The following is a 24,657-nucleotide window of genomic DNA, read 5'->3' as shown; positions in this document are numbered from 1 at the left end:
CATGCGCGTCCTCCATTTCTATAAGACTTATTATCCCGACACCTGGGGCGGCATCGAGCAGGTGATCCGCCAGATGTGCGTGGGCACCGGACGCCTCGGCGTGACCAACGAAGTACTGACGCTGACCCGCGATGGCGGCCCGGCGCAGATCGAGTTCGAAGGCCATACCGTGCACCGCGTGCGCATGGACTTCGAGATCGCCTCGACCGGCTTCTCGTTCGCGGCGATCCGCGCGCTGGCGCGCCTGGCGCGCAAGGCCGACGTGATCCACTATCATTTCCCGTGGCCGTTCATGGACGTGGCCCACTTCATGGCCCGCATCAACAAACCGAGCGTGGTAACCTACCACTCGGACATCGTGCGCCAGAAGAACCTGCTGCGCGTCTACAGCCCGCTCAAGCGCCGCTTCCTGCGCAGCGTCGACACCATCATCGCCACTTCGCCCAACTACCTGGCCTCGTCGCCGGTGCTCAAGCGCTTCGCCCACAAGACCCGCACCATCACCTACGGCCTCGATAAGAGCATTTATCCGCAGCCGTCGGCGGCGGTGATGGAGAAGTGGCGCGAACGCTGCGGCGAGCGCTTCTTCCTGTTCGTCGGCGTGCTGCGCTACTACAAGGGACTGCACATCCTGCTCGACGCCATGGCCAACATCGATTATCCGGTGGTGATCGTCGGCGCCGGCCCGATCGAGCAGGAGCTCAAGGAGCACGCCGCCCGCCTGGGGCTGACCCACGTCACGTTCGTCGGCGCGGTGGAGGAGGAGGACAAGATCGCGCTGCTGCGGCTTTGCTACGCGATGGTGTTCCCGTCGCACCTGCGCTCGGAGGCGTTCGGCATCTCGCTGCTGGAGGGCGCGATGTTCGGCAAGCCGATGATCTCGAGCGAAATCGGCACCGGCACCACCTACATCAACATCGACAACGAGACCGGCCTGGTGGTGCCGCCCAGCGACCCGCAAGCCTTCAGCGGCGCCATGCGCCTGCTGTGGGAGCAGCCCGAGCGCGCCGCCGAAATGGGCCGCCGCGCCGAGGCGCGCTACTGGGAGCTGTTCACCGCCGAGCGCATGGCCGAGAACTACCACGCGCTGTACCGGGAGCTGGCGGCGCGCCACACCGGCAAGCGCGCAGCCCCGCGCGACCACGCTGTTTGATCTGGCGCAAGTCTTCGGCGGGCGCCGGCGGCTATCATCGTCACCGAACTCCGCGTCCTGCCGACGGTCCTCATTGATGGCGCTACCAAGATGGCGCCACCCCCTGTGCGACGCAACGACGTCGTCCGGGCGGGGGTTCACCCGGTCGTCCTTGTGCTTGTCTTCGTCCTTGTCCTCGTCCCTGTCCCCAAGCAGGTAGAATACGCCCATCGCCCCAATATGATGGAGAACCGCGTGCGCTGCCTGGTCATCGAAGATGAAGTAGAAACCTCGAACTACATCTGCAAGGGCCTGCGCGAAGCGGGCTACCTGGTCACCGCCTGCGCGACTGGTCCGGACGGACTCGATTACGCCACCGGCGAGCAATGGGACTTGATCATCCTCGACCGCATGCTGCCGGGCCGCATCGACGGCCTGTCCATTGTCGACAAGCTGCGCGCGCTGGGCAAGCAGACCCCCGTCATCATCGTCAGCGCGCTGACCACCATCGACGCCCGCGTCACGGGCCTGCGCGGCGGCGCCGACGACTACCTGTCCAAGCCTTTCGCCTTCTCCGAGCTGCTGGCGCGGGTCGAGGCGCTGCTGCGGCGCAGCGCCCCGGGCGCCGACAGCACCCAGCTGCAGGTGGCCGACCTGACCCTGGACCTGCGCACCATGCGCGTCACGCGCGGCCCCAAGGTCATCACCTTGCAGCCGCGCGAGTACCGGCTGCTCGAATACCTGATGCGCAACGAGAACCAGGTCGTCACCCGCACCATGCTGCTCGAATCGGTATGGGATTACCACTTCGACCCGCAGACCAACGTGATCGACGTCCAGATCAGCCGCCTGCGCGCCAAGGTGGACAAGGATTTCCCGGTCATGTTGATCCACACGCTGCGCGGCGTCGGCTACCGCATGGGCGCCGGCGCGGCCGACGACACGGGGCCGGCGCTTGGCTAATTCGTCTAACTCGTCTCGATCGTCTACCCCGTCTTCCTTGCCGGGCGCCGCCGCCAGGTTGCCGGCCAAGCGGCCTTTCGGGCCGCTCGGGCGGGCCTCGATCGCCGCCAAGCTGGCGCTGGGCTACGGCCTGCTGGGCACCTTCTCGATCGTGGTGGTGTCGGCGGTGTTCTACACCGGCACCATCGGCGTGCTTGACGATAACCTCGACGGCAAGATCGTCATGCAATCGGAGCGCCTGATCGAACACGCCCGCTTCCCCGGCCACGGCGCGCTGGTCGAGGAGGTGCGGCGCCAGCTGGCCGACGGCGTCGACAGCGACCGCGAGATCTTCCAGCTCCTCACCGGCAACGGCGTGCCCGCCGCCGGCAACCTCGATGCCGTGCCGGCCGGCGCCGGACCCGTGCCGCCGCGCCGCGCGCTGATGGTCACCACCGTCGTCAAGCGCGCCGGCCATGACCGGCCGGCGCGCCTGTACCTGCGGCCGATGGCCGACGGCGGCCTGCTGATCGTCGGGCGCGACCTGAGCGAACAGCACGCGGTGCGCGAGGTGATCTGGCGCGCGCTGCTGGCCGGCGCCGGCGTCTCGCTGCTGCTGACGGTGGGCGGCGCGCTGCTGTTCCGCCGTGGCATCGAGGGGCGGCTGGGCCAGATCCGCCGCACCGCCGCCCAGATCGAGGCGGGCAACCTCAGTCACCGCATTCCCGTCTCCGGCGGCGACGAGTTCGCGCTGCTCAACCGCGACATCAACCGCATGCTCGACCGCATCGAGCTGCTGATGGAGGGCATCCGCCACGTCTCCAACGCCATCGCCCACGACCTGCGCACGCCGCTCAGCCGCATCCGCGGGCGGCTCGACGACGCGCTGCGCCACGAGATGACGGTGCCGCGCCTGTCCGGCGCCGCCCACGACGCCATCGACGACATCGACGATCTGATACGCCTGTTCGAACGCCTGCTACAGATCGCCGAAGCCGAATCGGGCATGCGCGCGCGCCTGTTCGAGCGGCTCGACCTGGGGCGGGTGGTGGCCGACATCGGCGAGATGTACGAGGCCATCGCCGAGGATGCGGGCATCGCGCTGACGGTCGATTCGCCGGCCTCGCTGTACGTCGACGGCGACCGCAACCTGCTGGCCAGCGCCGTCGCCAGCCTGCTCGACAACGCCATCAAATACGCCGGGCCGGGCGCCGCCATCCGCGTGCGCGCCGGCGTGCACCAGGGCCGGGCCTCGATCGCCATCCACGACAACGGCCCCGGCATCCCGGCGGCGGAGCGCGACAAGGTGACGCAGCGGTTTTATCGCCTCGACAAGAGCCGCCACCTGCCCGGCAATGGCCTGGGACTGTCCATCGTCAGCGCCACGGCCACCTCGCACGGCGGCTCGCTGGCGCTGGAGGACGGCGCGCCCGGGCTGGTCGCGCGCATCCTGCTGCCGCTGGCGCCGGGGTGACGGCGGTGACGCGCCGCCAAGCTATCCCACCCGTAATGTGACCGCAATCTTGCGGAGAGGCGCGCGGTCCTATCATGGATTCACGCTCACTCGACTCTCCATCACCATGCATGATTTAAGCGACATCGCCCACTGGCTGCAACACCACCCGATCCACCACGACTCGCTGGTGCACAGCACCTTGCCCGATCCGACCTTTGTCACGGGCGGCGAGACGGTGGTCTCCTTCAGCACCAACAACTACCTGGCGCTGGCCAACCATCCGCGCCTGGTGGCGGCGGCCAAGCAGGGCCTCGACCGCTACGGCGTCGGCAACTGCGAATCGCGGCTGCTGGGCGGCGACCTGGAAGTCTACCGCGAGCTGGAACGGCGCCTCGGGGCGCTCAAGCACAAGGGCGACGCGGTGCTCTTCGTGACCGGCTACATGACCAACATCGGCGTGCTGTCGTCGATCGTCAAGGCGGCCACCCTGGCGCGGCTGCACGGCTTCCGCACCAAGAAGCGCCACAAGTACGCCTATTACTCGGACGAGTTCAATCATATCAGCATCCGCGAAGGCATCCAGATGTCCGGCGCGCTGCGCTACAACTACCGCCACTGCGACATGAATCACCTGGAGACGCTGCTCAAGGCCGGCGCCGAGGAGGGCACCACGCCGCTGATCGTCAGCGACGGCGTGTTCAGCATGGAGGGCACGATCGCGCCGCTGCCGGAGCTGGTGGCGCTGGCCGAGCGCTATGGCGCGCTGCTGTACATCGACGACGCCCACGCCACCGGCATCCTGGGCGCCAACGGCGGCGGCACCTCCGAGCATTTCAACTGCTACAGCGAGAACATCATGCAGATGGGGACCCTGAGCAAGGCGCTCGGGTCGATCGGCGGCTTTGTCGCCGTCGAGCCCGAGGTGGCCGACGTGATCCGCCTGACCAGTTCCGCCTACGGCTTCACCTGCCCGCCGCCGCCGGACCAGGCGGCCGCGCTGCTGGCGGCCCTGGATTTGCTGGAGGAGGAGCCGCAGCGCCGCCAGCGCCTGTGGGACAACCAGCGCTACTTCATCGAGAAGATGGCGCCGCTGGGCTACACCATCATCTCGACGCAGACGCCGATCCTGCCGGTGTTGATCGGCGACGCCGAGACCTGCCAGCGCTACGCGATCGAATTGCGCCGCGAGGGCATCCATGTCGACGCGATCCAGTTCCCGGCCGCGCCGGTGGGCCAGGCGCGCCTGCGCTTCATGATGAACGCCGGCCATACCCGCGCGCAAATCGACCACGTGGTCGGCGTCATGGCGCGCATGGCGGGGCGCGAGTTGCGACTGGTGGCCTGACGGTCTTTTTCTACTGAATGCTCTGCCCGGCGCTTCTTGATCACAGGGAGCGCGGGCATCTGTTACCGGCCCGCGGCTCCGCGTGCTGTCAAGACTTGGCGAAGGCCAGGAAGTCGGCGTTGAACTTCTCTTTGTGGGTGTCGGTCAGGCCGTGCGGCGCGCCCGGATAGGTGATCAACCTGGCCTGCTTGACGATCTTGGCGGCGGCGCGGCCGGCGGCGTCGATCGGCACCACCTGGTCGTCCTCGCCGTGAATGATCAGCGTCGGCTTGTCGAATTTTTTCAGGTCGTCGCGGAAGTCGGTCTGGGCGAACGCCGCGATCGAATCGTAGGTGTTCTTATGGCCGGCCTGCATGCCCTGGTTGTAAAACGCGTTGATCAGCCCTTGCGACGGCTTGGCGCCGGGACGGTTGTAGTTGTAGAACGGGCCGGAGGCGAAGTCCAGGTACAACTGGCCGCGATTGGCCTCGGACGCGGCGCGGATGCCGTCGAACACCGACAGCGGCAGGCCGCCCGGGTTGGTGTCGGTCTTGAGCATCAGCGGCGTGACGGCGGAAATCAGCGCCAGCTTGGCGACGCGTTTGGTGCCGTGGCGGCCGACGTAGCGCGCCACCTCGCCGCCGCCGGTGGAGAAGCCGGCCAGGATGATGTTGTTCAGGTTGAGCGCTTCGATCAGCTGCGCCAGGTCGTCGGCGTAGTGGTCCATGTCGTTGCCGTCCCAGGGTTGGCTCGAACGGCCGTGGCCACGGCGGTCGTGGCTGACGACGCGGAAGCCGTTGTTCGCCAGATGGAAGGCGGCCGATTCCCAGCTGTCGGCGTTGAGCGGCCAGCCGTGGCTCAGGATCACCGGTTGGCCGTTGCGTGGACCCCAATCCTTGTAATAGATCTCGACGCCGTCGCGGGTGGTGATGGTGCTGGCGGTCTTCTGGATTTTGCCGCCGGTGGCGGCGGCCTGGCTGTCGGTGCTGACGGCGGCCAGCGGCAGCGCGGTGGCGACCGCCGCGGCGGCGGCGAACGCGCCGCCCACCATGGCGGAGCGGCGGGATGGATTGACTTGGTTGTTATCGTTGCCGGACATGGTTTTTCCTTATTTGTCGATGGGATTAAAGATCAGTTCAGGTGCTGCTTGAAGAAAGCGTCGGTGCGGCCGTTGGCCAACGTCGCCGCCTGGGCGTCGTAGTGGTCGCCGCCCGGGCGGGCGAAGGCGTGGTTGCAGCCCGGGTAGGTATGCATCTCGATGTTGGCGTTGTCCTTGAGGGCGGCGTGGATGACCGCCTGCGCATCCTTGCCGATGTATTCGTCGTCGCCGGCCAGGTGGTAGAGCAGCGGGCGTTTGACGTTGGCGCCTTCGCCCGCGTAGTTTTCGGTGGCGCCGCCGTAGTAGGCGACGAAGGCGTCGGCGTCGGCGCGGGCGGCGGTGAGGAAGGTCATCAGCCCGCCGAGGCAGTAGCCGGTCACGCCGACCTTGCCGGAGGCGCCGGTCATCGCGCGGGCGGCGGCCACGGTGGCGGCGATGTCGCCGACGCCGGCGCCGAAGTCGTAGGCGCTGTACAGCGCGAAGCCGCGCTCCCAGTCGCCGGGGCTGGCCTCGGACATGTCCAGGCCGGGTGCGGCGCGCCAGAACAGATCGGGGCCGACGGCGATGTAGCCCTTGGCGGCGTAGTCGTCGCAGATGCTGCGGATGCCGGCGTTGACGCCGAAGATCTCCTGCAGAACAATGATGACCGGCGCGCTGCCACTGCCGGTCGGACGCGCGACGTAGCACTGGAAGCTGCCGTCGGCGACGGTGACGGTGAGGGACTCCTTGAGGGATGCGTTCATGTTTTTGCTCCGTGGTGTGGGCCGCTGACAGGCCGTTGTGGCCTGGCGATGGAGTGCATGGTAGGGCCGATTTTCGTCGCTGGGAACGGCCATTCCTGCAAAGTTGGATTGCAAAATTGCATATCCCGACATCGGGGTGCGGGCTTCCATCCCCTAAGTGATACCCGTCTCCATTCCCCTTTGCGGGCCGGCGATGCAAGGCGCTGGATTGCGTTTTTTGCAAAACTGCTCAATACTTGCCGGGTTGATCCGCGTATGGCCGGATCTCCACTATGAGACAGATAAAAAACGATGGCCTTTTTCACCAAGAAAAAGATCGCGCTGGCGGTGGGCGCGATCGTGATCGGCGGCGCCGCGCTGGCGTTCTATTCCAAAAGCCAGGCCCCTGTGGTGGAGCCGCCACGGTTCCGCGTCGCTGCCGTCGACACGGGAACCATCACGCAGACGGTGACGGCCACCGGCACCATCAATCCGGTCGCCCTGATCAACATCGGTTCGCAGGTGTCCGGCACGGTCAACGTGCTGAAGGCGGACTTCAACGACCGCGTGAAAAAGGGCCAGATCCTGCTGACGCTCGATCCGACCATCTTCAACGCGCAAATCCGCCAGGGCGAGGCGCAACTGGAATCAGCGCGCGCTTCGCTGCGGCTGGCGCAGGCCACGCACCAGCGCAACCAGACCCTCGTGACGCAAAGCTTCATCTCGCCGCTGGCGCTGGACCAGTCCAAGCGCGAGGTCGACGTGGCGCAGGCGAACATCCAGCTGACGCAGGCGCAGCTGGCGCGCGCGCAGGCGGACTTGAACAACAGCGTGATCCGCTCGCCGATCGACGGCGTGATCATCAAGCGCACCGTCGACCTGGGACAAACGGTCGCCGCGTCGTTCACCACGCCGACCCTGTTCCAGATCGCGCAGGATTTGACCAAGATGCAGATCGACACCAGCGTTTCGGAGGCGGACGTCGGCGCGCTGAAGGAGGGGCAGCAGGCGCGCTTCGTCGTCGACGCCTATCCGGACCGGGAGTTCGAGGCGCGCATGCGGCAGTTCCGCCTGGCGGCCAACGTGGTGCAGAACGTCGTCACCTACAACGTGGTGCTCGATGTCGACAACCGGGACGAGCTGCTCAAGCCGGGCATGACGGCGCAGGTGCGCCTGTTGGTGGGCAACCGCGAGAACGTGCTGCGCATTCCGACCGCCGCGCTGCGCTTCCGCCTCAGCGACGAGGAACTCGAACGGCAGGCCAGGACGGCCAAGGGCAAGGGTGCGGGGACCGGCGCCGGTGCCGGCGCCGACGCCGCGCTGGACGCGCCGCCGCCGGACGACGATGCGGCGTTCCGCACCAAGGCCGACTTGACGCGCACCTTCAAGATCTACACGCTCGACGCCAAGAATCAGCCGCAGCCGATCGACGTCAGGATCGGCCTGTCGAACTTCCGCTATACGGAGGTGGTGGGCGGCGCCTTGAAGAAGGGCGACAAGGTTGTCACCCGCGCCATCGTCGAGAACAAGGACGGGGTGCGTTGATGACGCCACCAGCCGGCAGCGCATTGACCAATGCCTTGATCGACATACGCGGCGTCACCAAAAGCTACTTCTCCGGCGGCGTCGAGACCAGGGTGCTGTTCGGGATCGACCTGGCCGTGCCGCGCGGCGACTTCCTGGCGGTGATGGGGCAGTCGGGCTCCGGCAAGTCGACCTTGATGAATATCTTCGGTTGCCTGGACCAGGCCACCGGCGGCAGCTACTTCCTCAACGGCGTCGACACGCTGACCTTGTCGCGTGCGGAACTGGCCACCATCCGCAACCGCACCATCGGCTTCGTGTTCCAGAGCTTTAACCTGATCAAGCGCATGAGCGTGGCGGAAAACGTCGCGCTGCCGCTGATCTACGCCGGCGTCTCGCGCGCGAAGGCGCACGCCAAGGCGCTGGTGGAGCTGGAGCGCGTGGGGCTGAAGGACTACGCCAAGCGCACGCCGAACCAGCTGTCCGGCGGCCAGCAGCAGCGGGTGGCGATCGCCCGCGCGCTGGTCGGCGACCCGCCGCTGATCCTGGCCGACGAACCGACCGGCAATCTCGATACGCAGACCAGCGAGGAGATCATGCGCTCGTTCCAGCAATTGAACCACGAGCGCGGCATCACCATCCTGCTGGTCACGCATGAACCGGACATCGCCGCCTACAGCAAGCGGCTGATGCGCCTCAAGGACGGCCATGTCATCTATGACGGCCCGGCCGCCGAGGGTTTGCGCGAGATGGCGCTAAGCCAGGAGGCGGCCCTCGGCCATCCTCCGCTGTCACCGACAAGCGTGGCGGCGCCATGAACCCATTGCAGATCACGATAGAGGCGTTCCGCTCGATGCTGGCGAACCGCCTGCGCACCTTGCTGACGATGCTGGGCATTATCATCGGCATTGCCTCGGTGGTGCTGCTGCTGGCCGTCGGCGACAGCATGAAACGCTTCATCGGCAAGCAGCTGGAGCAGCTGGGCACCAACATGCTGTTCATTTCTCCCGGCGGCGACCGCGCGCAGCAGCAGCGCCTGCGCAACGGCGCCGCGCCGGCGCTGACGATGCTCGACGCGGCGGCGCTGAACCGGCTGCCGTCGCTGGCCGGCGCCGCGCCGACCCTGCAAGGCGGCTTCAATCTGGCGGTCGGCAACGAGAACGCATCGAAGACGGTGCACGGCGTCACGCCGGACATGTTCAAGATCCGTGGCTGGAAAATCGACAAGGGCAGCGCCTTCAGCGACGCCGACGTGCGTTCGGCCGCGCGCATGGTGGTCATCGGCCGCAAGATCGCCGACCAGTTCTTCTACAAGATCGACCCGCTGGGCAAATACATCCGCATCGAGAACGTCTCGTTCCAGGTGGTGGGGGTGCTGTACGGCGAGGGCAAGCAGGTTGACGGCGGCGATTTGAGCGACTACGTGCTGGTGCCGATCACCGCCGCCGCCGCCAACCTGGTAAAGATGCAGTTCCCCGGCAATGTGCACTACGTGGTCGCGCAGGGCAAATCCGGCGGCAATCTGCAGGACGCCATCCAAGACATCAACGAAACGCTGCGCGACCGTCACCGCATCAAGTTCGAGCAGCCGGACGACTTCCGCATCGATAACCTGGCCTCGTTCGCGGAGACGGCAAAGACCATCAGCGCCGGCCTGGCCGCGCTGCTTGGCCTGATCGGCGCGATCTCGCTGATCGTCGGCGGCATCGGCATCATGAACATCATGCTGGTGTCGGTGACCGAGCGCACCCGCGAGATCGGCATCCGCATGGCGATCGGCGCCAAGCCGCGCGACGTGCTGCTGCAGTTCCTGACGGAGGCGGTGGTCATCTGCCTGGTGGGCGGGGTGTTCGGCATTCTGGTGGCCACGGGGGCGGCGGCGGCGATCACCGCGACCGGCAAATTCGACGTGTTCATCACCTTGCAGGCGGTGGTGGTGGCGTGCGGGTTTTCCAGCCTGGTGGGCGTGTTCTTTGGTTTTTATCCGGCGCGGCGGGCGTCGAAGCTGCTGCCGGTCGATTGCCTGCGCTATGAGTGACGCCGCGTGATGGTCGAATTTAGTAGTCGAATTTTTTGCTGCGCGCCGCGCTCTTGAAGAACGACACCGGGTCGCGCTCTTCTTCCAGCTTCTTGCGCCGCTCGCGCGCCTCTTGCGCCTGCTGCGCGCGGCGTTCGTTGTGCTCGGCGATGCGCTGCTGCACCTGGAAACCCCTCTTGCTGTTTTCCAGCAGCCCCATTTTTTGCCGCATCGCGGCCGCCCAGATAAAGAAAATGATCAGCAGGGAGAGCAGATAGGCGGCTTGCCAGATGCCATAATTCTGGCTGATGAAGGGAAACAGTGGCGCCGCTTGCTCCAGCCAGCCCTGGCCCAATATCCCGAGCACGGCGGCGCAGGTGCCCAGCGCCATGGTCTTGGTGATCAACCATCTGCTGGCTTTGATGCGATGTTCCCAGAATTCCAGAGGGGCATCGTTAGGGAGGGTGTCAAGCGTTTCGGTTGTCATGGCGGCATTTTTTGGGCGCGGGTGGAGCGGAGGATATTATAGGTCATATTTTCCATAGGGAAACTATAGTTGCAATTGATATGTATCAATGAGGGCGCTGAGATGAAGAGAAGCTTGTTGCCGGCCGTATTGCTGGCCATGGCCGTGGCCGTGTGCATCGCGTCCCCGGGCGCGCTGGCGGCGGCCGACTCGGCCTTGGCGCCGACAGAATCGGTCGTCGGCCCCGGCTGGGCTAACAATTCGGTCAACGCCGTGGTGTTCCGCAAGAATTCCCTGGTCTCGGACCGGCACACGCAATACATCGGCTACTACGACGCCGAGCGCTACCTGGTGCTGGGCAAGCGCAAGCTGGGCACGTCGCGGTGGACCACGCAACGCACGCCGTACCGGGGCAACGCCGCCGACGCCCATAACGCCATCAGCCTGATGCTCGACGGCGCCGGGTATCTGCATGTGTCCTGGGACCACCACAACAACGCGCTGCGTTACGCCCGCAGCGTCAAGCCGGGCGCGCTGGAATTGGGCGCCAAGCTGGCGATGGTCGGCGCCGACGAGGAATCGGTGTCGTATCCCGAGTTCTACCGTCTGCCGGACGGCAACCTGCTATTCTTTTACCGGCTGGGAGGTTCCGGCCGGGGCGACCTGGTGATTAACCGCTACGACACGAAGACGCGGCGCTGGTCGCGCCTGCACACCAACCTGATCACCGGCGAAGGCAAGCGCAACGCCTACTGGCAAGCCTTCCTCGACCACCAGGGCACCTTGCACCTGTCCTGGGTGTGGCGCGAATCGCCGGACGTGGCCAGCAACCACGACCTGGCCTACGCCCGCTCGCGCGACGGCGGCGTGACCTGGGAGAAATCGGACGGCCAGCCCTACAGCTTGCCGATCAGCGCCGGCAGCGCCGAGTACGCGCTGCGCATCCCGCAAAACAGCGAGCTGATCAACCAGACCTCGATGGCCGCCGACCGCGACGGCCACCCCTACATCGCCAGCTATTGGCGCGACGCCGGCTCGGCGGTGCCGCAATACCACGTGGTGTTCCGCACCGACGCCGGCTGGACGGTGCGCGCCCTCGATTTCCGCAAGACGGCGTTTTCGCTGAGCGGGCAGGGCACCAAGCGCATCCCGATCGCGCGCCCGCAAATCATGGTCGATGCCGGTCCCGGCACGGGCACGCCGGGGGGCCTGCTGGTGTTCCGCGACGAGGAACGCGGCAGCAAGGTGTCGGTCGTCAGCATCAGTAACTTTGTCGGCGGCAAGTGGCAAGTCAGCGATTTGACCGATGCGTCGGTCGGTGCGTGGGAGCCGAGTTTCGATACCGAGTTGTGGCGGCGCAACGGTGTGCTCAGCCTGTTCGTGCAGGACGTGCAGCAGGTCGATGGCGAGGGACAGGCGGCGGTGCCGCCGCGGCCGGTGCGGGTGCTGGACTGGCGGCCGCCGCGCTAAAACCACGCTGAAACAATACGTGACAAATCGATACCGGCGGTATCGCGTATTTTGTTGTCGGCTGGTATTCGATTGGACTACCATTGATTTTTTAACGTCAAGAGTAGCCCATGAAATCCAAGCTTGCCATCATGCTGCTGGCCGTCAGCGCGACCGTCTGCGCGCAAGAAAACCCTACCGACAAAGCACAGTCCGCGCCGGCGCTGGGCAAGGAGCGCGCGGCCGACCTGCTGGCCAACGAGCGCGTCATCAAGGCCGACTCGCGCGTGAGCAAAACCGCCACCGTCACCATCAAGGGCAAGGCGGTGCCGTACAAGGTCACGGCCGGCACGCAGCCGGTGTGGGACAAGGATGGCAAGGTCAGCGCGACCTTGTTCTACACTTACTACCAGCGCACCGACGTCGCCGACAAGAGCAAGCGTCCGCTGGTGCTATCGTTTAACGGCGGCCCGGGATCGGCGTCGGTGTGGATGCACGTCGCCTACACCGGCCCCAAGGTGCTCAACCTCGACGCCGAAGGCTATCCGACCCAGCCCTACGGCGTGCGCGACAATCCGCACTCGATCCTCGACGTGGCCGACATCATTTTCATCGATCCGGTCAACACCGGCTTCTCGCGCGTGTTGGACGGCAAGAGCGACCGCGCGCGCTTCTTCGGCGTCAACGCCGACATTTCCTACCTGGCCGAATGGGTCAGCACCTTCGTCTCGCGCGAGGGCCGCTGGACTTCGCCGAAATACCTGATCGGCGAGAGCTACGGCACCTCGCGCGTGGCCGGCCTGGCGCTGGAATTGCAGAACGCCCAGTGGATGTACTTGAACGGTGTGGTGCTGGTGTCGCCGACGGAACTGGGCCTCAAGCGCGACGGCGTCGTCGCCGACGCGCTCGCGCTGCCGTACTTCGCCGCCACCGCCTGGTATCAAAAGGTGTTGCCGGCCGACTTGCAGGCGCGCGACTTGAAGGATCTGCTGCCGGAGGTGGAGGCCTTCACCATCGACGAACTGCTGCCGGCGACGGCGCGCGGCGGCTTTATCGATCCGCAGAAGAAGGCGCAGATCGCGGCCAGGTTCGCGCGCTACTCCGGTTTGTCGGAAGCCTATGTGCTGCAGAATAACCTGTCGGTGCCGGTGGACAGTTTCTGGAAGGAGCTGCTGCGCAAGCAGGGCAAGACCGTCGGCCGCCTCGACTCGCGCTACCTTGGGATCGACAAGACCGATTCCGGCGACAAGGTCGATTACAACGCCGAACTGACGTCGTGGCTGCACTCGTTCACCCCGGCCATCAACCAGTATCTGCGGGTGGAGCTGGGCTACAAGACCGACATCAAGTACAACCTGTTCGGCGACGTCCATCCGTGGGACTTCAAGAACGAGAAGACCGGCGAGAACCTGCGTCTGGCGATGGCCGCCAATCCCTACCTGAAGGTGATGATCCAGTCGGGCTACTACGACGGCGCCTGCACCTACTTCGACGCCAAGTATACGATGTGGCAGCTGGACCCGAGCGGCAAGATGAAGGACCGCCTGCGCTTTGAGGGCTACCGCAGCGGCCACATGATGTATCTGCGGTCGGAGGATTTGGCCAGCGCCAACGAGGATCTGCGTGACTTCATCCGCCAGGCGACACCGGCGCCCAACGCGCCGGCCAAGTACTAAAACGCACCGCTGGATTACTGCTGTTGCTGGTTGCGCTTGGCGATTTCGTTGCCTGCGTAGGCGCCACCCATCGCGCCGGCGATGGTGGCCAGCGTCCTGCCTTTGCCGTCGCCCACCTGGTTGCCCAGCAGCCCGCCCACCACCGCGCCCAGGCCGATCCCGACCGCGCTGTTCTGCGGCGCCGGTGCCGCAGCGCGCTGCACCGGCGCTTGCGCGACCTCGGTGCGGTCGTCGTTGCGGCTTGCCTGGCGGGCAGGCGCATACGTGTGGTGCACGACGGTGCGGTGCTCGACGACCTGGCGGGGCTGCGGCTGCGGTGCCTGTACTTGCGCGGTCAGCGGCTGGTTCGCCTGCGACGCCGGCGCGGTGGCGCTGATCTCCGGCTGCATGCTGCCTTTCGCTTGCGAGTACGGCAGCAGGCCGAGGATGGAAGCGGCGCCCACCAGGCTGACGATGGTCACGGAAAACGCGGCGACGGCCAGCAAGGGATGCATGCGGTTAGGTACGGTATGTTCCATTTTCTTCTCTCCAGATATCGCCGTGTGTGGCGCTTGCCCCTATAACGGGACGGGAAGGGCACGGGGTGACCTGGGAAGTGTTTCCGGCGTAAGCAGATGTTACGGCGCGCTTTTGGCGGCGTCGCGGCGCTCCAGCCATTCGCGTCCGCCCCGCTCCAGCGCGCGCTCCACCACGGCGGGGGGCAGGCTGTAGACGGTGGCCCAGGTGGCGCGGCCGTCGGCGCCGTTCGACGGAAAGCTGCTCACCTCGACCGGCCAGTGATATTTGCGCTTCAAGCTTTTAATGATGGCCGCGAGCGACGTGCGGCCTTGCAGCGGCGGGTTGCCGGACTGGTCGCTATCGGAAAGCAGGACCGCCAGCACGGCGCCGCGCGCCGTCAACGGACCGGGGAAGGTGGGGGATTTCGGAGATTTGGTAGCCATGGCGACATTCTACGCCGGGGGCGGGCGCACCCGACGGCAAGCCCGCCCCGCAGCCACCCGCTTAGGCGCGGGATTGACGCCTGCGCATGTAGCCGACCATGCCCAATCCGAACGCCATCATCACGTACGTGCTTGGTTCGGGCACGGCGGCGGCACTGATTTGCACCGTGTCGATACCGATGTAGTTCGAATTGGCGCCGAACAGCCCGGCGTCGGCGACCGTGTAGCGGAACGCGAACGCCCCGGTGGTCGGGCCGGCCAGGCCGTTCAAGGTGGCGCTGTAACGGGTCCAGTCTTCCGGATAGCCACCCACCTCCAGCGTCGGATTGATGCTGAGGAGAAGCGTGGAGAAGCTGCCCACGCTGGTCGCCGTGGTGCCGACATCGCTGCCGCCGATGTTGCTGAAGCGAACCTCCAGTCGGTCCGGCCATTCCGACAAGTCGGCGGTGCGGCTGTAGAAGGACAGCGTGTCGCCATTGCGGTAAGTGGAGGTCGGCAGTATCAGCCAGGTGCTGATGGTGGAAAAGTCACCGCCCGATTCGAAATTGGCGGCGAGATAGGAGTTCGGCGCGCCCTGTTGCGCGTCGAAGACGAACTCGTTGCCCTGGAACCAGGCGAGCGTGCCCGGCGGCTCACTCAGGTTTTTGACGGTCCAGCCTGCGGGTAGACCGGTGTTGAAGTTTTCGGTCAACGGATCGGCCGAGGCGCCGGTACTCAGGCCCAGGGCCAATGCCAACGCGAAAGCCGACATCAAAGCGGATTTGAAAGAAACAGCCATCTTAACCTCCAGTAAGTGGAAAACGGCGAGCGGGCGCCCGCCGTCATGGTCAAAATAGCATGCTTAATTTATTGGCATTAAACTCAAAACAACCCTGCGGTAGTTTGATCGATACTGGTTCGCTGCGGCAGCGTCCTTCAGTGCACCTGGGCCATTTTACCCAGCGCGACCTTCAAGCTGGCGCTGTCCAGCGAATTGACCAGTTGTGGGTGGTCGGCAAAAAAGGACGCGACGCGCTCGACGACGCCCGGGTTGTGCTGCTGCGCGGTGGTGGCGATTTCGGCCACTTGCGGCGGCGTGATGTCCGACACCTGCTGGGGCGTCAGTGTCGCGTGGCCGTTGGCGGTGAACAGCTCGCCCACGCTGCCGGCCAAGGCGGCCTGCATCGTCGGACCTACGTCGTCGAGCAACTGATTCAGCAAGCCGGCCTGCACCTGCGGATCGCTGCGCACGAACAACTGGCTGACCAGTTGGCCGAACGGCGGCGTCTCGCTCGACAGAAAGGCGGAGGCCAATCCCTGTGCGATCGACGCGCGTGGCGCATCGCCGGCAACGTGCGAGAACGCTTGCGCGACGCCTTCCGGATCGGTGGCGGTAGGATGTGCCGCGAATTGCTGCAATAAGTTTCCGAGGTCAAAGCCCATGACTGCTCCCGAGTTAAAAACCTCAGCATAGGGGCGAAGCGCGGCGGCGTCTGTTCGGGGGCTAACGAAGGGTGGGGCGCTCAACAGGCGGGATTGTCTTTTTATACAGTACAATCGAAACACTTTAGTTCGCATCCGACATTGTTTTTATTTTTATGATAACTTGCGTGTCTATTGGGAGAGAGCACATGCAAACAGAACAACGACACAACGCTTCGCTCAGCGCGGCGGTGGAACATGGAATTTGGCTGGCCGACTCGCAGGGGAGCGCGATCGCCTGGGCGTATATGCAGACGTACAAGGTGCCTGCGGAAGCGATCCGCCGCGTGCTGGCCTATCCGGAGACCCGCCGCAAGAGCGATACCGTCCGCCGTTACCAGTGATGTGCCTGGCGCGCCGGCGCCAGCCAACAAAAAACCCGCAGAGCCTGTTGGCGATGCGGGTTTTGTCGTTTGGTGAAGCTATGTACTGCGTGGTCAAATTCTATTCATGGTGCCGGGAGCCGGAATCGAACCGGCACGCCTTGCGGCGCGGGATTTTGAGTCCCGTGCGTCTACCTATTCCGCCATCCCGGCAACGCGACCCGCATTATCACTGATTTGCTCCGCAGCCGCAAGCCTTGATGCGCACTATTTGGTTTTCAAGCAAGTGGCCGGACGTCGCGGTCGCCTGCGCACCGTTGGACGCAGATCAAAACGTGCTGTCTTTGTCGGATGAGCTCGTTTTTTTTGGCGCCACAATGCATGCATGAACGACCGGTATATCCCTGTAAACCGTATAAACTTTAGCCATGCACCGCAAGGGGCGGAGGGCGCTATGGAATTGTCCCAGAGAGTAGATATGCTGGCCGCGCGGGTCGATGCGCTGACCGAGTTGGTCAAAGCGGCCCATGGCGACCAGTTGGAGACGCATGGCGAGCAGCTGGCGGAGTGCGGCGAACGCTTGGATGCGCTTGAGCGGGTGCTTGGCAATCACGGGGAACAGCTGGCCTCCGTGCGCCAGGAAGTGGCTGCCTTGCGCAAGGAAGTGGCGGCGCTGACTTTTAAAGTTGCCATTTTGGAGGAACGGCTGAATGCCTTGGTTGCAAGAGTTCAGACACTCGAGCAACAAGTCTCGCTACTGGCGGCAGAGTTGGCCGCTCTGTCCGTCAGGGTGGACCATTTGTCCGTCAGGGTCGACCATTTGTCCGTAAGCGTCGACCATTTGTCCGCCAGCGTCGACCATTTGTCCGTCAACGTCGACAACCTTTCCCAAGGGGTAGATAGGGTTGAGCGACGCGTGGGCCGGGTCGAGTTCGCGATGTGGCTGCTCGCGGCAGCCAACATCTCACAGATGATCTTCGTCCTCAGCCGCTAGCGGTCACGCCACCTTCAACAGGCGCTGTTGATGCTGCTGCTCCAGCAGCGCGAAGATGGCGTCCTTCGACAGCACATACTGATCCATGAGCACTTCCTTCAGTTCGCTGATCTGCTCGCGGTAGTCGTTGATCGATTGCAAGGTGTACGTGTAGAGCTCGTCCGCCTTGGCCTGGACCTGGTCGAGGTCGTTTTCCTTGTTCTTGAACTGCGAGTAGTCCAGCTTGGAGCGCGAGTACATCGACAGCTTGTTGACCATCATGTCGAGCATCGAAGTGGCCTTCTGGATGTCGTTCTGACTGCCCACCGAGATGCCGCGCGCGCCGTAGAACAACTCCTCGGCCGCCACGCCGCCGTATAGCTGGATCACGTCGCGCTCGAGTTCCTCGAGCGTGCGCAGCGCGACGTCGTCCGACGCCGACAACACATAGCCGAGCGCGCCGAGCTTGGACACCGACTCGGTGCTGATCTTGAGCAGCGGCGAGCGTTCCTTCACCTCGGCCAGCGGCAACCCCTCGCGCAGCCACGGATCGATCTGCATGAAGAAGTGGCCCAGCTCGTGCAGCGCGACGCGTTCGCGCTGGCGGGTCTTCTCGGCCGTGGTGGCGCGGTCGGTCAGGCCGATGGTGGCCCGTTCGAAGGCGCGGAACATCAGGTCGGTGTTGATGACGGTCTTTTCCTGGATCGCGATCATGCTGGCGCGCTCGACCACCGTCTGCAACAGCGCCGGGCTGAGGTTGGCCGTGATCTCGGCCACGTGGTCGAGGTTGAGCCCGTCCCAGTCGACGCAACCGTGCGCCTTGCGCGACAGGAAGGAGCGCAGCAGTTCGCTGCGCTCGCCCTTGTTGGGCAGGCGGAAGTTGATCTTGACAGAGAAGCGGCGCAGCATCGCCTCGTCCATCTGCGAGGAGGCGTCGTCGAAGTTGGAGGCCACCACCCAGATCACGCCGGCGCCCTGGTCGCTGCGCACGCCGTCGAGCAGGCCCAGCAGAGTGTTGGCGGTGTCGTCTTCCCATTTCTTTTCGCCGCGGCCGCGCGGCATGAACAAGCCCTGTGCCTCGTCGAGGAAGATGATGCAGCTGCCGCGCGCGCAAGCCTTGCGGTGCAGCGCGTGCAGCGCCTTGGAGCCGCCGCCGATATAACCCGATTCAAGCGCCGAGGCCGACGCCTGGATCAGCGGCACGTCGAGGCGCTTGGCCAGGTAGCCGGCCAGCTTGGTCTTGCCGGTGCCGGCCGGGCCGGTGAGCATGACGTTGAACGGCTTGTCGATGTCGTGCTCGCGGTACACCGCGCGGTTGCGGATCATGTCTTCCAGGTGCAGCACTTCCTGCTTGATGTCTTCCATGCCGATCAGATCGTCCATGCTGCCCTTGAGCTGCGCGGGATCGAGCACGGTGGCGCTGACGCCGGTGCCGGGAATGCCGTGGCGCAGCAGGAACAGCACCAGGCCGATCAGCAGGATGTCGACCGCGTGGCGGCGCAGGAAGCCGCCTGCGCGCGCCAGCTTGCTGTCGTCCTCGTCGACCAGTACGGCCTTGTGCGACGCCAGGTAATCCTCGCGCGCGATGGAATAGGGGATGTTATTGCGCAGCAGGACTTCGCGCTCCAGGCTCAGGTGCGAGGTGCTCGGCACCTTGATCACGCGCAGCATCGGGTCGCCCTTGAGCTTGAAGATATAGCGCGGCGCCTCCGACAGCGGCGCGGCCACCATCAGGTATTCGAGCTTGTCGCGCTGCGTGGCCAGCGCGGTGATCTGCGAAATGTCCTGCGAGCGCATGATCGGGCCGGTGTCCTGCGGCACGTCGCTGCGCCAGCTGAACAGCGCGGCGGCGGCGATCGCCAGCAGCAGCAGCGCGGCGCGGACGTAATTATTGCGTAGTGCGGATTGAAGTTTGTGAAGAGTAAACATATGCGCTATCCAACCTGGAGTGGGCAGCTGAGTGTCGGGCTGGTGCGCGGGAGTGGGGCGCAGCAGCCGAGGCCGCCGTTGCCGGTGCGCGGTGTGGCGCAGCCGGGTGTTGCTAAGGGTTAACTTGGGACGAATCTTGTGAAACTAACATGCCGTGCGGCAACTCGTCCTAGGTGAACTATAGCGGTCCTTTTTCGTTTTGTCTCGCGTTTGCTCAACAAAAAAGCGTGTCGCGCAACAGCCGGCGGCGCGCGCCGGGCGTGGTTGATGCGCCTTCCGTTCGTCGCGGTTTTTTGCTTTTGACGCCCGCCGTTTGACCGCCCGTCGCAAACGCCGGATATCGGCGCCCGCTTTTGTTAATGTGATCACGTCAGCCGCTGAACAGCACATTCCAGCGGTGATCCCAGAGCAGTTTATTGAACCGATAACCTTACGGAGCACACCATGAAAAAATCCCTGTTCAGCATTGCCGCCGCAGCCGCCCTCGTCATGACTTCGCTGGCCTCGATGTCCGCCGCCCACGCGGATGACAGCAGCGTGCAGATCAAAGCCACGCCGGCCCGCTACTACGTCACGCCGGGCGAGTTCGCCGATTTCAAGAACGCCTATCAGTTGACCAACGGCCAGGTGCTGCAGTTCACGCAGAACGGCAACCACTATTACACGCAGATCGACAAGGGCCAGCGCGTGCGTATCTTCGCCGCTTCGCGGACTGAGTTCGTCACCGAGGCGGGCACCCGCATCGTGTTCACCGAAGAGGGCCAAACGGTTGGCATCAGCAACTTTGAAAAGTTGCCGATGGCCGCCAAGCTGCCTGCCAATACGATCATGATGGCGCGCCGCTGATGCGGGCATGCCGTGGGCGGGCGGTCGCGTGGCGGCCGCCGGCGCCCGGGTTTTTCAGTCGGGTTGTTAGTCAGCTTAGTCGGCCCGGCGGTATAGCCTGAAGCGCTCGGAGCGGTCCGCCGGACGGCGACCTTCCCAGATCAATGCCCACTGCTTGCCGCGATGCTGCGGCTGGATCTCGCGGTTGTCGCGCACCTTGGTGCTGTCCTGCAGCAGCAGCAGTTTGCAGCGCCCGCCTTCGACACCGGTGAACGGCAGTTGCGCGTAGTAGGCGAACGACGCGCGTTGCGCCGGCCCCACGTTGGTTTCGATGCAATCCCCCTTCGATGGAATTTTCTCGGCGATCTGGCGCGCCACGCTGGCGTAGCTCTTGCTGTAGTTGACGTCCGGCAGGAACAACGTCATCAGCAAGATCCAGATCAGGATCACGCCGCCGGACGACAGCACCACGGCGCGCCACAGCACCGTCGGCCGGCGCGACACGCGCCAGTGCACCAGCACGAACCAGCCGGCCGTGGCCAGCAGCGCCACCGGCACCGCGACCAGTCCCACCTCCGGCGTGAAGCCCGGCACCAGTTTCAACGCGTTCTTGGCGAACTGCGCCGGCCAGCCGGTCAGCTTGGCGATCCAGAACAGCCAGATGACGGCCCCGCACAAGGTCAGCGCCATCACCGAGAACCAGTCGATGGCGTTGATGGCGCCGCGCTTCATCGTCAGCAGGCCGAAGGCGGCCATGACGGCCAGCGGCGGCAGCAGCACCAGCAACTGGCCCTGCTCGGGCACCTCGGTGGACAAGCTCAGCAGCGTACCCATGGTGACGAAGGCCAGCGGCACGACGATGTGCAGCGCCAGGCGCTGGCGGCGCCAGGCCCACACGGCCCAGCCGGCGAACGGCCAGGCCGGCCAGAAGAACCAGACCCCGACCCGGAAGAAGTATTTGAAGGCGGCGAGGGTGGGCAGCGCGACCTGGTTCAGGTTCCAGTTCATCCACGCCTGCAGCGGCTGCTGGTTGTACGGGCGCAGCACTTCGGCCGGCACCAGCCACACGGCGGCAACAAAGGCGGCCACCAGCAGCGCCAGGCCGAGGTCGCGCAGCGCGCGCAGCACCGGCTGGGCCAGCAGGCGGGTGCAGGCGAACACGGCCAGCATGAGGAACACCGGCGTGACCCAGCCGCGCGTCAACGTCAGCAGGCCGATCGCCAGGCCGCTGAGGGCGGCGTTGCGCAGCGACGGCGCCTCGACGTAGCGCACGGTGCGGTACAGCATGAACGCCGTCAGCGACACCTGCAGCGCCTCGGAGGTGGTCTCGTGGCTGTGCAGCAGCAGGCCCAGGCAGCCGAGGTAGATCAGGACGGCGGCGTCGGCCAGGGTGCGGCCGAAGTCGTCCGGCTCGGGCTGGCCGCCGAAGGCCAGGCGCAGCGGTTGCGCGTCCTGGCGGCGGCCGAGGTTGAAGGTGGCGAACCACAGCGACGACACGCCGATCAGGAAGATGGCGATGGTGCCGACGCGGGCGGCCATGACGTCGCCCAGCAGCCAGCCGAACAGCTTGATGCCGAGCGCGCCGATCCAGAACGCCAGCGGGCCCTCGTCGGGCATCGACAGGCCGGCGATATTGGGCCACAGCCAGTCCTGCCAGGTGCCGTGCGCCATCGTCCACATGATGCCGAAGCTGGCGGCGTCGTCGTTCTTCCACGGGTCGCGGCCGATCAAACCGGGCAGGATGTAGAGCAGGCCGAGGGCGAACAGGGCCCAGCGTGGCAAGGCCAGGGTGGCGGCGGCGGGAAGACGGACTGGCTTCATCGATCAGTGTGCAAATTGAGGTAGACGGGAGTATGAAGGAAAACCGGCGGCAGGCGAGGCCGACAAACAAAAAAAGCAGCCAGAGGCTGCTTTTTTTGATCGCGGGAAGGAATTAACCTTGGGCGACTTGGGTCTTCGAACCGACGGCGCCGAATTTCTGGCGGAATTTCTCAACGCGGCCAGCGGTGTCGACGATTTTGTGCTTACCGGTGTAGAACGGGTGCGATTCAGCCGACACCTCGATTTTGACCAGCGGGTATTCTTTACCTTCGTGCTGGATCTTTTCGCGGGTCTGGATGGTCGAACGGGTGACGAATTTGAAGTCGCACGACAGGTCGTGGAAGACAACGTCGCGGTATTCTGGATGGATTTCTGGTTTCATGTTTAAGTCTCGGTAGGTTTGGTAGCCAAACAGCACTTCGTCGGTCGATGCTGCTTCTTGACCCGATTGCCGATCACTTGCCAGTGGTTTGGATAGTGCGACCGCGGATTATACAGCCGTAAACGGAAACAGGCAACCGAGGTTGCCTGTTTGTCATGATGCACTACTCCGGCCCCGCGCGGCGGCTAAAAACCGCTCGCAGCGAGGTGCCCCGACGAAGACAGTGCGAATAGCACGGCTAGGAGGGGCAACGAAGCTGTGGGCGGTTTTAGCCGCCGCGACGCATCATGTCGAAGAACTCACCGTTGTTCTTAGTGGCCTTCATCTTGTCGAGGATGAACTCCATCGCCTCGATCTCGTCCATCGAGTACAGCAACTTGCGCAAGATCCAGATCTTCTGCAGCTGGTCCGGCTTGATCAGCAGTTCCTCGCGGCGGGTGCCCGATTTGTTCAGATTGATCGCCGGGTAGACGCGCTTCTCGGCCAGGCGGCGCTCCAGGTGCACCTCCATGTTGCCGGTACCCTTGAATTCCTCATAGATCACATCGTCCATGCGCGAGCCGGTCTCGATCAGCGCGGTGGCGACGATGGTCAGCGAGCCGCCTTCCTCGATGTTGCGGGCGGCGCCGAAGAAACGCTTCGGACGCTGCAGCGCGTTGGCGTCGACACCACCGGTCAATACCTTGCCCGAGGCAGGGATCACGGTGTTGTAGGCGCGCGCCAGGCGGGTGATCGAGTCCAGCAGGATGACCACGTCTTTTTTCATTTCGACCAGGCGCTTGGCTTTTTCCAGCACCATCTCGGCGACCTGCACGTGGCGGGTGGCCGGTTCGTCGAAGGTCGAGGCGACCACTTCGCCGCGCACCGAGCGCTGCATCTCGGTAACCTCTTCAGGACGTTCGTCGATCAGCAGCACGATCAGGGTCACATCCGGGTGGTTGGAGGTGATCGCGTGGGCGATATGCTGCAGCAAGACCGATTTACCGGATTTCGGCGACGCCACCAGCAGGCCGCGCTGGCCCTTGCCGATCGGCGCGATCAGGTCGACGATGCGGCCGGTGATGTTTTCGGTGCCGTTGATGTCACGTTCCAGGCGCAGCGGCTCGTTCGGATGCAGCGGCGTCAGGTTCTCGAACAATATGCGGTGCTTCGAGGCTTCCGGCGATTCGCCGTTGACCTTGTCGACCTTGACCAGCGCGAAGTAGCGCTCGCCATCTTTCGGGGTACGCACTTCGCCCTCGATCGAATCGCCCGTGTGCAGGTTGAAGCGGCGGATCTGGGAAGGGGAAATGTAGATATCGTCGGTGGAGGCCATGTAGCTGGCGTCCGGCGAGCGCAGGAAGCCGAAGCCGTCGGGCAGCACTTCCAGGGCGCCGTCGCCGAAGATCTGTTCACCGGATTTCGCGCGCTTTTTCAGGATCGCGAACATCAGTTCCTGTTTGCGCAGACGCGCCGCGTTGTCGATATCAAGACCGATGGCCATCTCCAGCAATGCCGAGACGTGTAGGGCCTTTAATTCAGATAGATGCATATGTGTTGAGTGTCCCGTGACGGGAAAGTAAAGGTAGGGGAGGGAACTGCGTGGTGTTGTCTGTTTAATTATAAAACGGGCTGCGGTCTGGCCGGGCCATCGTTTTCTGCCGGATAACCGACGGTGCCGCGGGCGCGGCGCCGTCGATGCAGGCAAATACTATCGTACTTAGATATTACTGTCGATGAAAGAAGTCAGTTGACCTTTTGCCATCGCGCCGACTTTTTGAGCGGCGGGAACGCCGTTCTTGAACAGGATCAGGGTCGGGATGCCGCGGATGCCGAACTTGGCAGGGACCGCCTGGTTCGCATCGACGTCCATCTTGGCGATCAGGATCTTGCCGTCGTATTCCTTGGCCACTTCTTCCAGGATCGGGGCGATGCTCTTGCAAGGACCGCACCATTCGGCCCAGAAGTCGACCAGCACGGGGCGGTCGGACTTCAGCACGTCGGCGTCAAAAGAAGTATCGGTGATGTGTTTGATATTTTCGCTCATATATTCCTCAATCGAGGTCTGTGTGGGTCAATAACGCCTGGAGATTATGCCATGTTGTCCGCAATCGCCTACAACGTTGCCGGTTACCGACAACAGATGGTGGCCAATTGCGCGAATTCAATGTCTTGGATGGGATGGCAACAAGGTCGGCAGGCGGGGATGGCTGAAA

24 protein-coding genes and 1 tRNA gene are annotated in these 24,657 nt (G+C 64.5%); 12 read left to right on the top strand and 13 right to left on the bottom strand.

Features of this window, described 5'->3' with window-relative positions; genetic code table 11:
• The first annotated feature begins 1 nt into the window (after position 1).
• From NHH73_28295 to NHH73_28280, 4 genes are all read left to right on the top strand, one after another.
• Positions 2-1,153, top strand: coding sequence for a glycosyltransferase family 4 protein (locus NHH73_28295; protein USX26412.1), 1,152 nt, complete (start codon positions 2-4; stop codon positions 1,151-1,153).
• Between the two features lie 234 nt (positions 1,154-1,387).
• Entirely contained in the window at positions 1,388-2,095 is a 708-nt protein-coding gene (locus NHH73_28290; GenBank protein USX29735.1) for a response regulator transcription factor, read from the top strand.
• 37 nt (positions 2,096-2,132) lie between these two features.
• Positions 2,133-3,548 carry a HAMP domain-containing histidine kinase gene (locus NHH73_28285; GenBank protein ID USX26411.1) on the top strand — a complete coding sequence of 472 codons (1,416 nt, stop codon included), beginning with the start codon at positions 2,133-2,135 and terminating at the stop codon, positions 3,546-3,548.
• A gap of 106 nt (positions 3,549-3,654) precedes the next feature.
• Positions 3,655-4,875 (top strand): pyridoxal phosphate-dependent aminotransferase family protein, encoded by a 1,221-nt coding sequence (locus NHH73_28280; protein USX26410.1) that lies wholly within the window; start codon positions 3,655-3,657, stop codon positions 4,873-4,875.
• A gap of 88 nt (positions 4,876-4,963) precedes the next feature.
• Here the strand turns inward: NHH73_28280 and NHH73_28275 are convergent, their stop codons facing one another.
• The gene (locus tag NHH73_28275; protein ID USX26409.1) at positions 4,964-5,953 is read right to left on the bottom strand and encodes an alpha/beta hydrolase; all 990 of its coding nucleotides are present in this window, start codon (positions 5,951-5,953) and stop codon (positions 4,964-4,966) included.
• A gap of 32 nt (positions 5,954-5,985) precedes the next feature.
• Positions 5,986-6,696 (bottom strand): dienelactone hydrolase family protein, encoded by a 711-nt coding sequence (locus tag NHH73_28270; protein ID USX26408.1) that lies wholly within the window; start codon positions 6,694-6,696, stop codon positions 5,986-5,988.
• A 291-nt stretch (positions 6,697-6,987) separates the two neighbouring features.
• Here NHH73_28270 and NHH73_28265 point away from each other — a divergent pair, with 291 nt between their 5' ends.
• The 3 genes from NHH73_28265 to NHH73_28255 are packed head-to-tail and all read left to right on the top strand — an operon-like array spanning position 6,988 to position 10,237.
• Complete coding sequence (locus NHH73_28265) at positions 6,988-8,220, top strand: efflux RND transporter periplasmic adaptor subunit (GenBank protein ID USX26407.1); 1,233 nt, start codon at positions 6,988-6,990, stop codon at positions 8,218-8,220.
• Positions 8,220-9,017 carry an ABC transporter ATP-binding protein gene (locus NHH73_28260; GenBank protein USX26406.1) on the top strand — a complete coding sequence of 266 codons (798 nt, stop codon included), beginning with the start codon at positions 8,220-8,222 and terminating at the stop codon, positions 9,015-9,017. The genes NHH73_28265 and NHH73_28260 overlap by 1 nt, the downstream gene beginning before the upstream one ends.
• Positions 9,014-10,237: an ABC transporter permease gene (locus NHH73_28255; protein USX26405.1), complete on the top strand. Its 1,224-nt coding sequence runs from the start codon at positions 9,014-9,016 to the stop codon at positions 10,235-10,237. Before NHH73_28260 ends, NHH73_28255 begins: the two co-directional genes overlap by 4 nt.
• Before the next feature lie 19 nt (positions 10,238-10,256).
• Here NHH73_28255 and NHH73_28250 read toward each other — a convergent pair whose 3' ends face one another.
• A complete protein-coding gene (locus NHH73_28250; protein ID USX26404.1) occupies positions 10,257-10,703 on the bottom strand; it encodes a hypothetical protein in 447 nt (148 codons plus the stop codon).
• A 102-nt stretch (positions 10,704-10,805) separates the two neighbouring features.
• On the opposite strand from NHH73_28250, the gene NHH73_28245 reads away from it, so the two are divergent.
• Both NHH73_28245 and NHH73_28240 read left to right on the top strand, forming a co-directional pair.
• The gene (locus tag NHH73_28245) at positions 10,806-12,152 is read left to right on the top strand and encodes a BNR repeat-containing protein (protein ID USX26403.1); all 1,347 of its coding nucleotides are present in this window, start codon (positions 10,806-10,808) and stop codon (positions 12,150-12,152) included.
• Positions 12,153-12,262: 110 nt separating this feature from the next.
• Positions 12,263-13,807 carry a carboxypeptidase gene (locus NHH73_28240; protein USX26402.1) on the top strand — a complete coding sequence of 515 codons (1,545 nt, stop codon included), beginning with the start codon at positions 12,263-12,265 and terminating at the stop codon, positions 13,805-13,807.
• Positions 13,808-13,821: 14 nt separating this feature from the next.
• Here NHH73_28240 and NHH73_28235 read toward each other — a convergent pair whose 3' ends face one another.
• From NHH73_28235 to NHH73_28220, 4 genes are all read right to left on the bottom strand, one after another.
• The gene (locus NHH73_28235) at positions 13,822-14,325 is read right to left on the bottom strand and encodes a glycine zipper 2TM domain-containing protein (protein USX26401.1); all 504 of its coding nucleotides are present in this window, start codon (positions 14,323-14,325) and stop codon (positions 13,822-13,824) included.
• 99 nt (positions 14,326-14,424) lie between these two features.
• Positions 14,425-14,748, bottom strand: a complete 324-nt coding sequence (locus tag NHH73_28230) for a hypothetical protein (protein ID USX26400.1) — start codon at positions 14,746-14,748, stop codon at positions 14,425-14,427.
• Positions 14,749-14,809: 61 nt separating this feature from the next.
• On the bottom strand, positions 14,810-15,526 hold the full coding sequence (locus NHH73_28225) for a choice-of-anchor J domain-containing protein (protein USX26399.1): 717 nt from the start codon (positions 15,524-15,526) through the stop codon (positions 14,810-14,812).
• A 137-nt stretch (positions 15,527-15,663) separates the two neighbouring features.
• A complete protein-coding gene (locus NHH73_28220; GenBank protein ID USX26398.1) occupies positions 15,664-16,170 on the bottom strand; it encodes a hypothetical protein in 507 nt (168 codons plus the stop codon).
• 188 nt (positions 16,171-16,358) lie between these two features.
• Here NHH73_28220 and NHH73_28215 point away from each other — a divergent pair, with 188 nt between their 5' ends.
• Positions 16,359-16,553: a hypothetical protein gene (locus NHH73_28215; GenBank protein USX26397.1), complete on the top strand. Its 195-nt coding sequence runs from the start codon at positions 16,359-16,361 to the stop codon at positions 16,551-16,553.
• Positions 16,554-16,660: 107 nt separating this feature from the next.
• Here the strand turns inward: NHH73_28215 and NHH73_28210 are convergent.
• Positions 16,661-16,745 (bottom strand) — tRNA-Leu (locus NHH73_28210).
• 241 nt (positions 16,746-16,986) lie between these two features.
• On the opposite strand from NHH73_28210, the gene NHH73_28205 reads away from it, so the two are divergent.
• Complete coding sequence (locus NHH73_28205; GenBank protein ID USX26396.1) at positions 16,987-17,526, top strand: hypothetical protein; 540 nt, start codon at positions 16,987-16,989, stop codon at positions 17,524-17,526.
• Positions 17,527-17,529: 3 nt separating this feature from the next.
• On the opposite strand, the gene NHH73_28200 is transcribed toward NHH73_28205, so the two are convergent.
• Positions 17,530-19,434, bottom strand: a complete 1,905-nt coding sequence (locus tag NHH73_28200; protein USX26395.1) for an AAA family ATPase — start codon at positions 19,432-19,434, stop codon at positions 17,530-17,532.
• Between the two features lie 444 nt (positions 19,435-19,878).
• Between NHH73_28200 and NHH73_28195 the strand changes: the two genes are divergently transcribed.
• Entirely contained in the window at positions 19,879-20,280 is a 402-nt protein-coding gene (locus NHH73_28195) for a gel scht (GenBank protein ID USX26394.1), read from the top strand.
• Positions 20,281-20,355: 75 nt separating this feature from the next.
• On the opposite strand, the gene NHH73_28190 is transcribed toward NHH73_28195, so the two are convergent.
• From NHH73_28190 to trxA, 4 genes are all read right to left on the bottom strand, one after another.
• A complete protein-coding gene (locus tag NHH73_28190) occupies positions 20,356-22,080 on the bottom strand; it encodes a glycosyltransferase family 39 protein (protein USX26393.1) in 1,725 nt (574 codons plus the stop codon).
• A 112-nt stretch (positions 22,081-22,192) separates the two neighbouring features.
• Positions 22,193-22,462, bottom strand: a complete 270-nt coding sequence (locus NHH73_28185; GenBank protein USX26392.1) for a type B 50S ribosomal protein L31 — start codon at positions 22,460-22,462, stop codon at positions 22,193-22,195.
• A gap of 268 nt (positions 22,463-22,730) precedes the next feature.
• Positions 22,731-23,993, bottom strand: a complete 1,263-nt coding sequence (rho, locus tag NHH73_28180; protein USX26391.1) for a transcription termination factor Rho — start codon at positions 23,991-23,993, stop codon at positions 22,731-22,733.
• A 168-nt stretch (positions 23,994-24,161) separates the two neighbouring features.
• Positions 24,162-24,488 carry a thioredoxin TrxA gene (gene trxA / locus NHH73_28175; GenBank protein USX26390.1) on the bottom strand — a complete coding sequence of 109 codons (327 nt, stop codon included), beginning with the start codon at positions 24,486-24,488 and terminating at the stop codon, positions 24,162-24,164.
• Positions 24,489-24,657 lie beyond the last annotated feature (169 nt).

This window comes from Oxalobacteraceae bacterium OTU3CINTB1, assembly GCA_024123955.1.
Classification (GTDB): domain Bacteria; phylum Pseudomonadota; class Gammaproteobacteria; order Burkholderiales; family Burkholderiaceae_D; genus Rugamonas.
This window is presented reverse-complemented; position numbering and strand designations above follow the sequence as displayed.

Bases quoted from the DNA above. Each gene is read 5' to 3' on its own strand.
- NHH73_28195 (USX26394.1), top strand. From the start codon at position 19,879: ATGAAAAAATCCCTGTTCAGCATTGCCGCCGCAGCCGCCCTCGTCATG.
- NHH73_28245 (USX26403.1), top strand. From the start codon at position 10,806: ATGAAGAGAAGCTTGTTGCCGGCCGTATTGCTGGCCATGGCCGTGGCC.
- NHH73_28265 (USX26407.1), top strand. From the start codon at position 6,988: ATGGCCTTTTTCACCAAGAAAAAGATCGCGCTGGCGGTGGGCGCGATC.
- trxA (USX26390.1), bottom strand. From the start codon at position 24,488: ATGAGCGAAAATATCAAACACATCACCGATACTTCTTTTGACGCCGAC.
- NHH73_28260 (USX26406.1), top strand. From the start codon at position 8,220: ATGACGCCACCAGCCGGCAGCGCATTGACCAATGCCTTGATCGACATA.
- NHH73_28215 (USX26397.1), top strand. From the start codon at position 16,359: ATGCAAACAGAACAACGACACAACGCTTCGCTCAGCGCGGCGGTGGAA.
- NHH73_28255 (USX26405.1), top strand. From the start codon at position 9,014: ATGAACCCATTGCAGATCACGATAGAGGCGTTCCGCTCGATGCTGGCG.
- NHH73_28235 (USX26401.1), bottom strand. From the start codon at position 14,325: ATGGAACATACCGTACCTAACCGCATGCATCCCTTGCTGGCCGTCGCC.
- NHH73_28200 (USX26395.1), bottom strand. From the start codon at position 19,434: ATGTTTACTCTTCACAAACTTCAATCCGCACTACGCAATAATTACGTC.
- NHH73_28230 (USX26400.1), bottom strand. From the start codon at position 14,748: ATGGCTACCAAATCTCCGAAATCCCCCACCTTCCCCGGTCCGTTGACG.
- NHH73_28205 (USX26396.1), top strand. From the start codon at position 16,987: ATGGAATTGTCCCAGAGAGTAGATATGCTGGCCGCGCGGGTCGATGCG.
- NHH73_28295 (USX26412.1), top strand. From the start codon at position 2: ATGCGCGTCCTCCATTTCTATAAGACTTATTATCCCGACACCTGGGGC.
- NHH73_28185 (USX26392.1), bottom strand. From the start codon at position 22,462: ATGAAACCAGAAATCCATCCAGAATACCGCGACGTTGTCTTCCACGAC.
- rho (USX26391.1), bottom strand. From the start codon at position 23,993: ATGCATCTATCTGAATTAAAGGCCCTACACGTCTCGGCATTGCTGGAG.
- NHH73_28280 (USX26410.1), top strand. From the start codon at position 3,655: ATGCATGATTTAAGCGACATCGCCCACTGGCTGCAACACCACCCGATC.
- NHH73_28270 (USX26408.1), bottom strand. From the start codon at position 6,696: ATGAACGCATCCCTCAAGGAGTCCCTCACCGTCACCGTCGCCGACGGC.
- NHH73_28275 (USX26409.1), bottom strand. From the start codon at position 5,953: ATGTCCGGCAACGATAACAACCAAGTCAATCCATCCCGCCGCTCCGCC.
- NHH73_28225 (USX26399.1), bottom strand. From the start codon at position 15,526: ATGGCTGTTTCTTTCAAATCCGCTTTGATGTCGGCTTTCGCGTTGGCA.
- NHH73_28250 (USX26404.1), bottom strand. From the start codon at position 10,703: ATGACAACCGAAACGCTTGACACCCTCCCTAACGATGCCCCTCTGGAA.
- NHH73_28190 (USX26393.1), bottom strand. From the start codon at position 22,080: ATGAAGCCAGTCCGTCTTCCCGCCGCCGCCACCCTGGCCTTGCCACGC.
- NHH73_28240 (USX26402.1), top strand. From the start codon at position 12,263: ATGAAATCCAAGCTTGCCATCATGCTGCTGGCCGTCAGCGCGACCGTC.
- NHH73_28220 (USX26398.1), bottom strand. From the start codon at position 16,170: ATGGGCTTTGACCTCGGAAACTTATTGCAGCAATTCGCGGCACATCCT.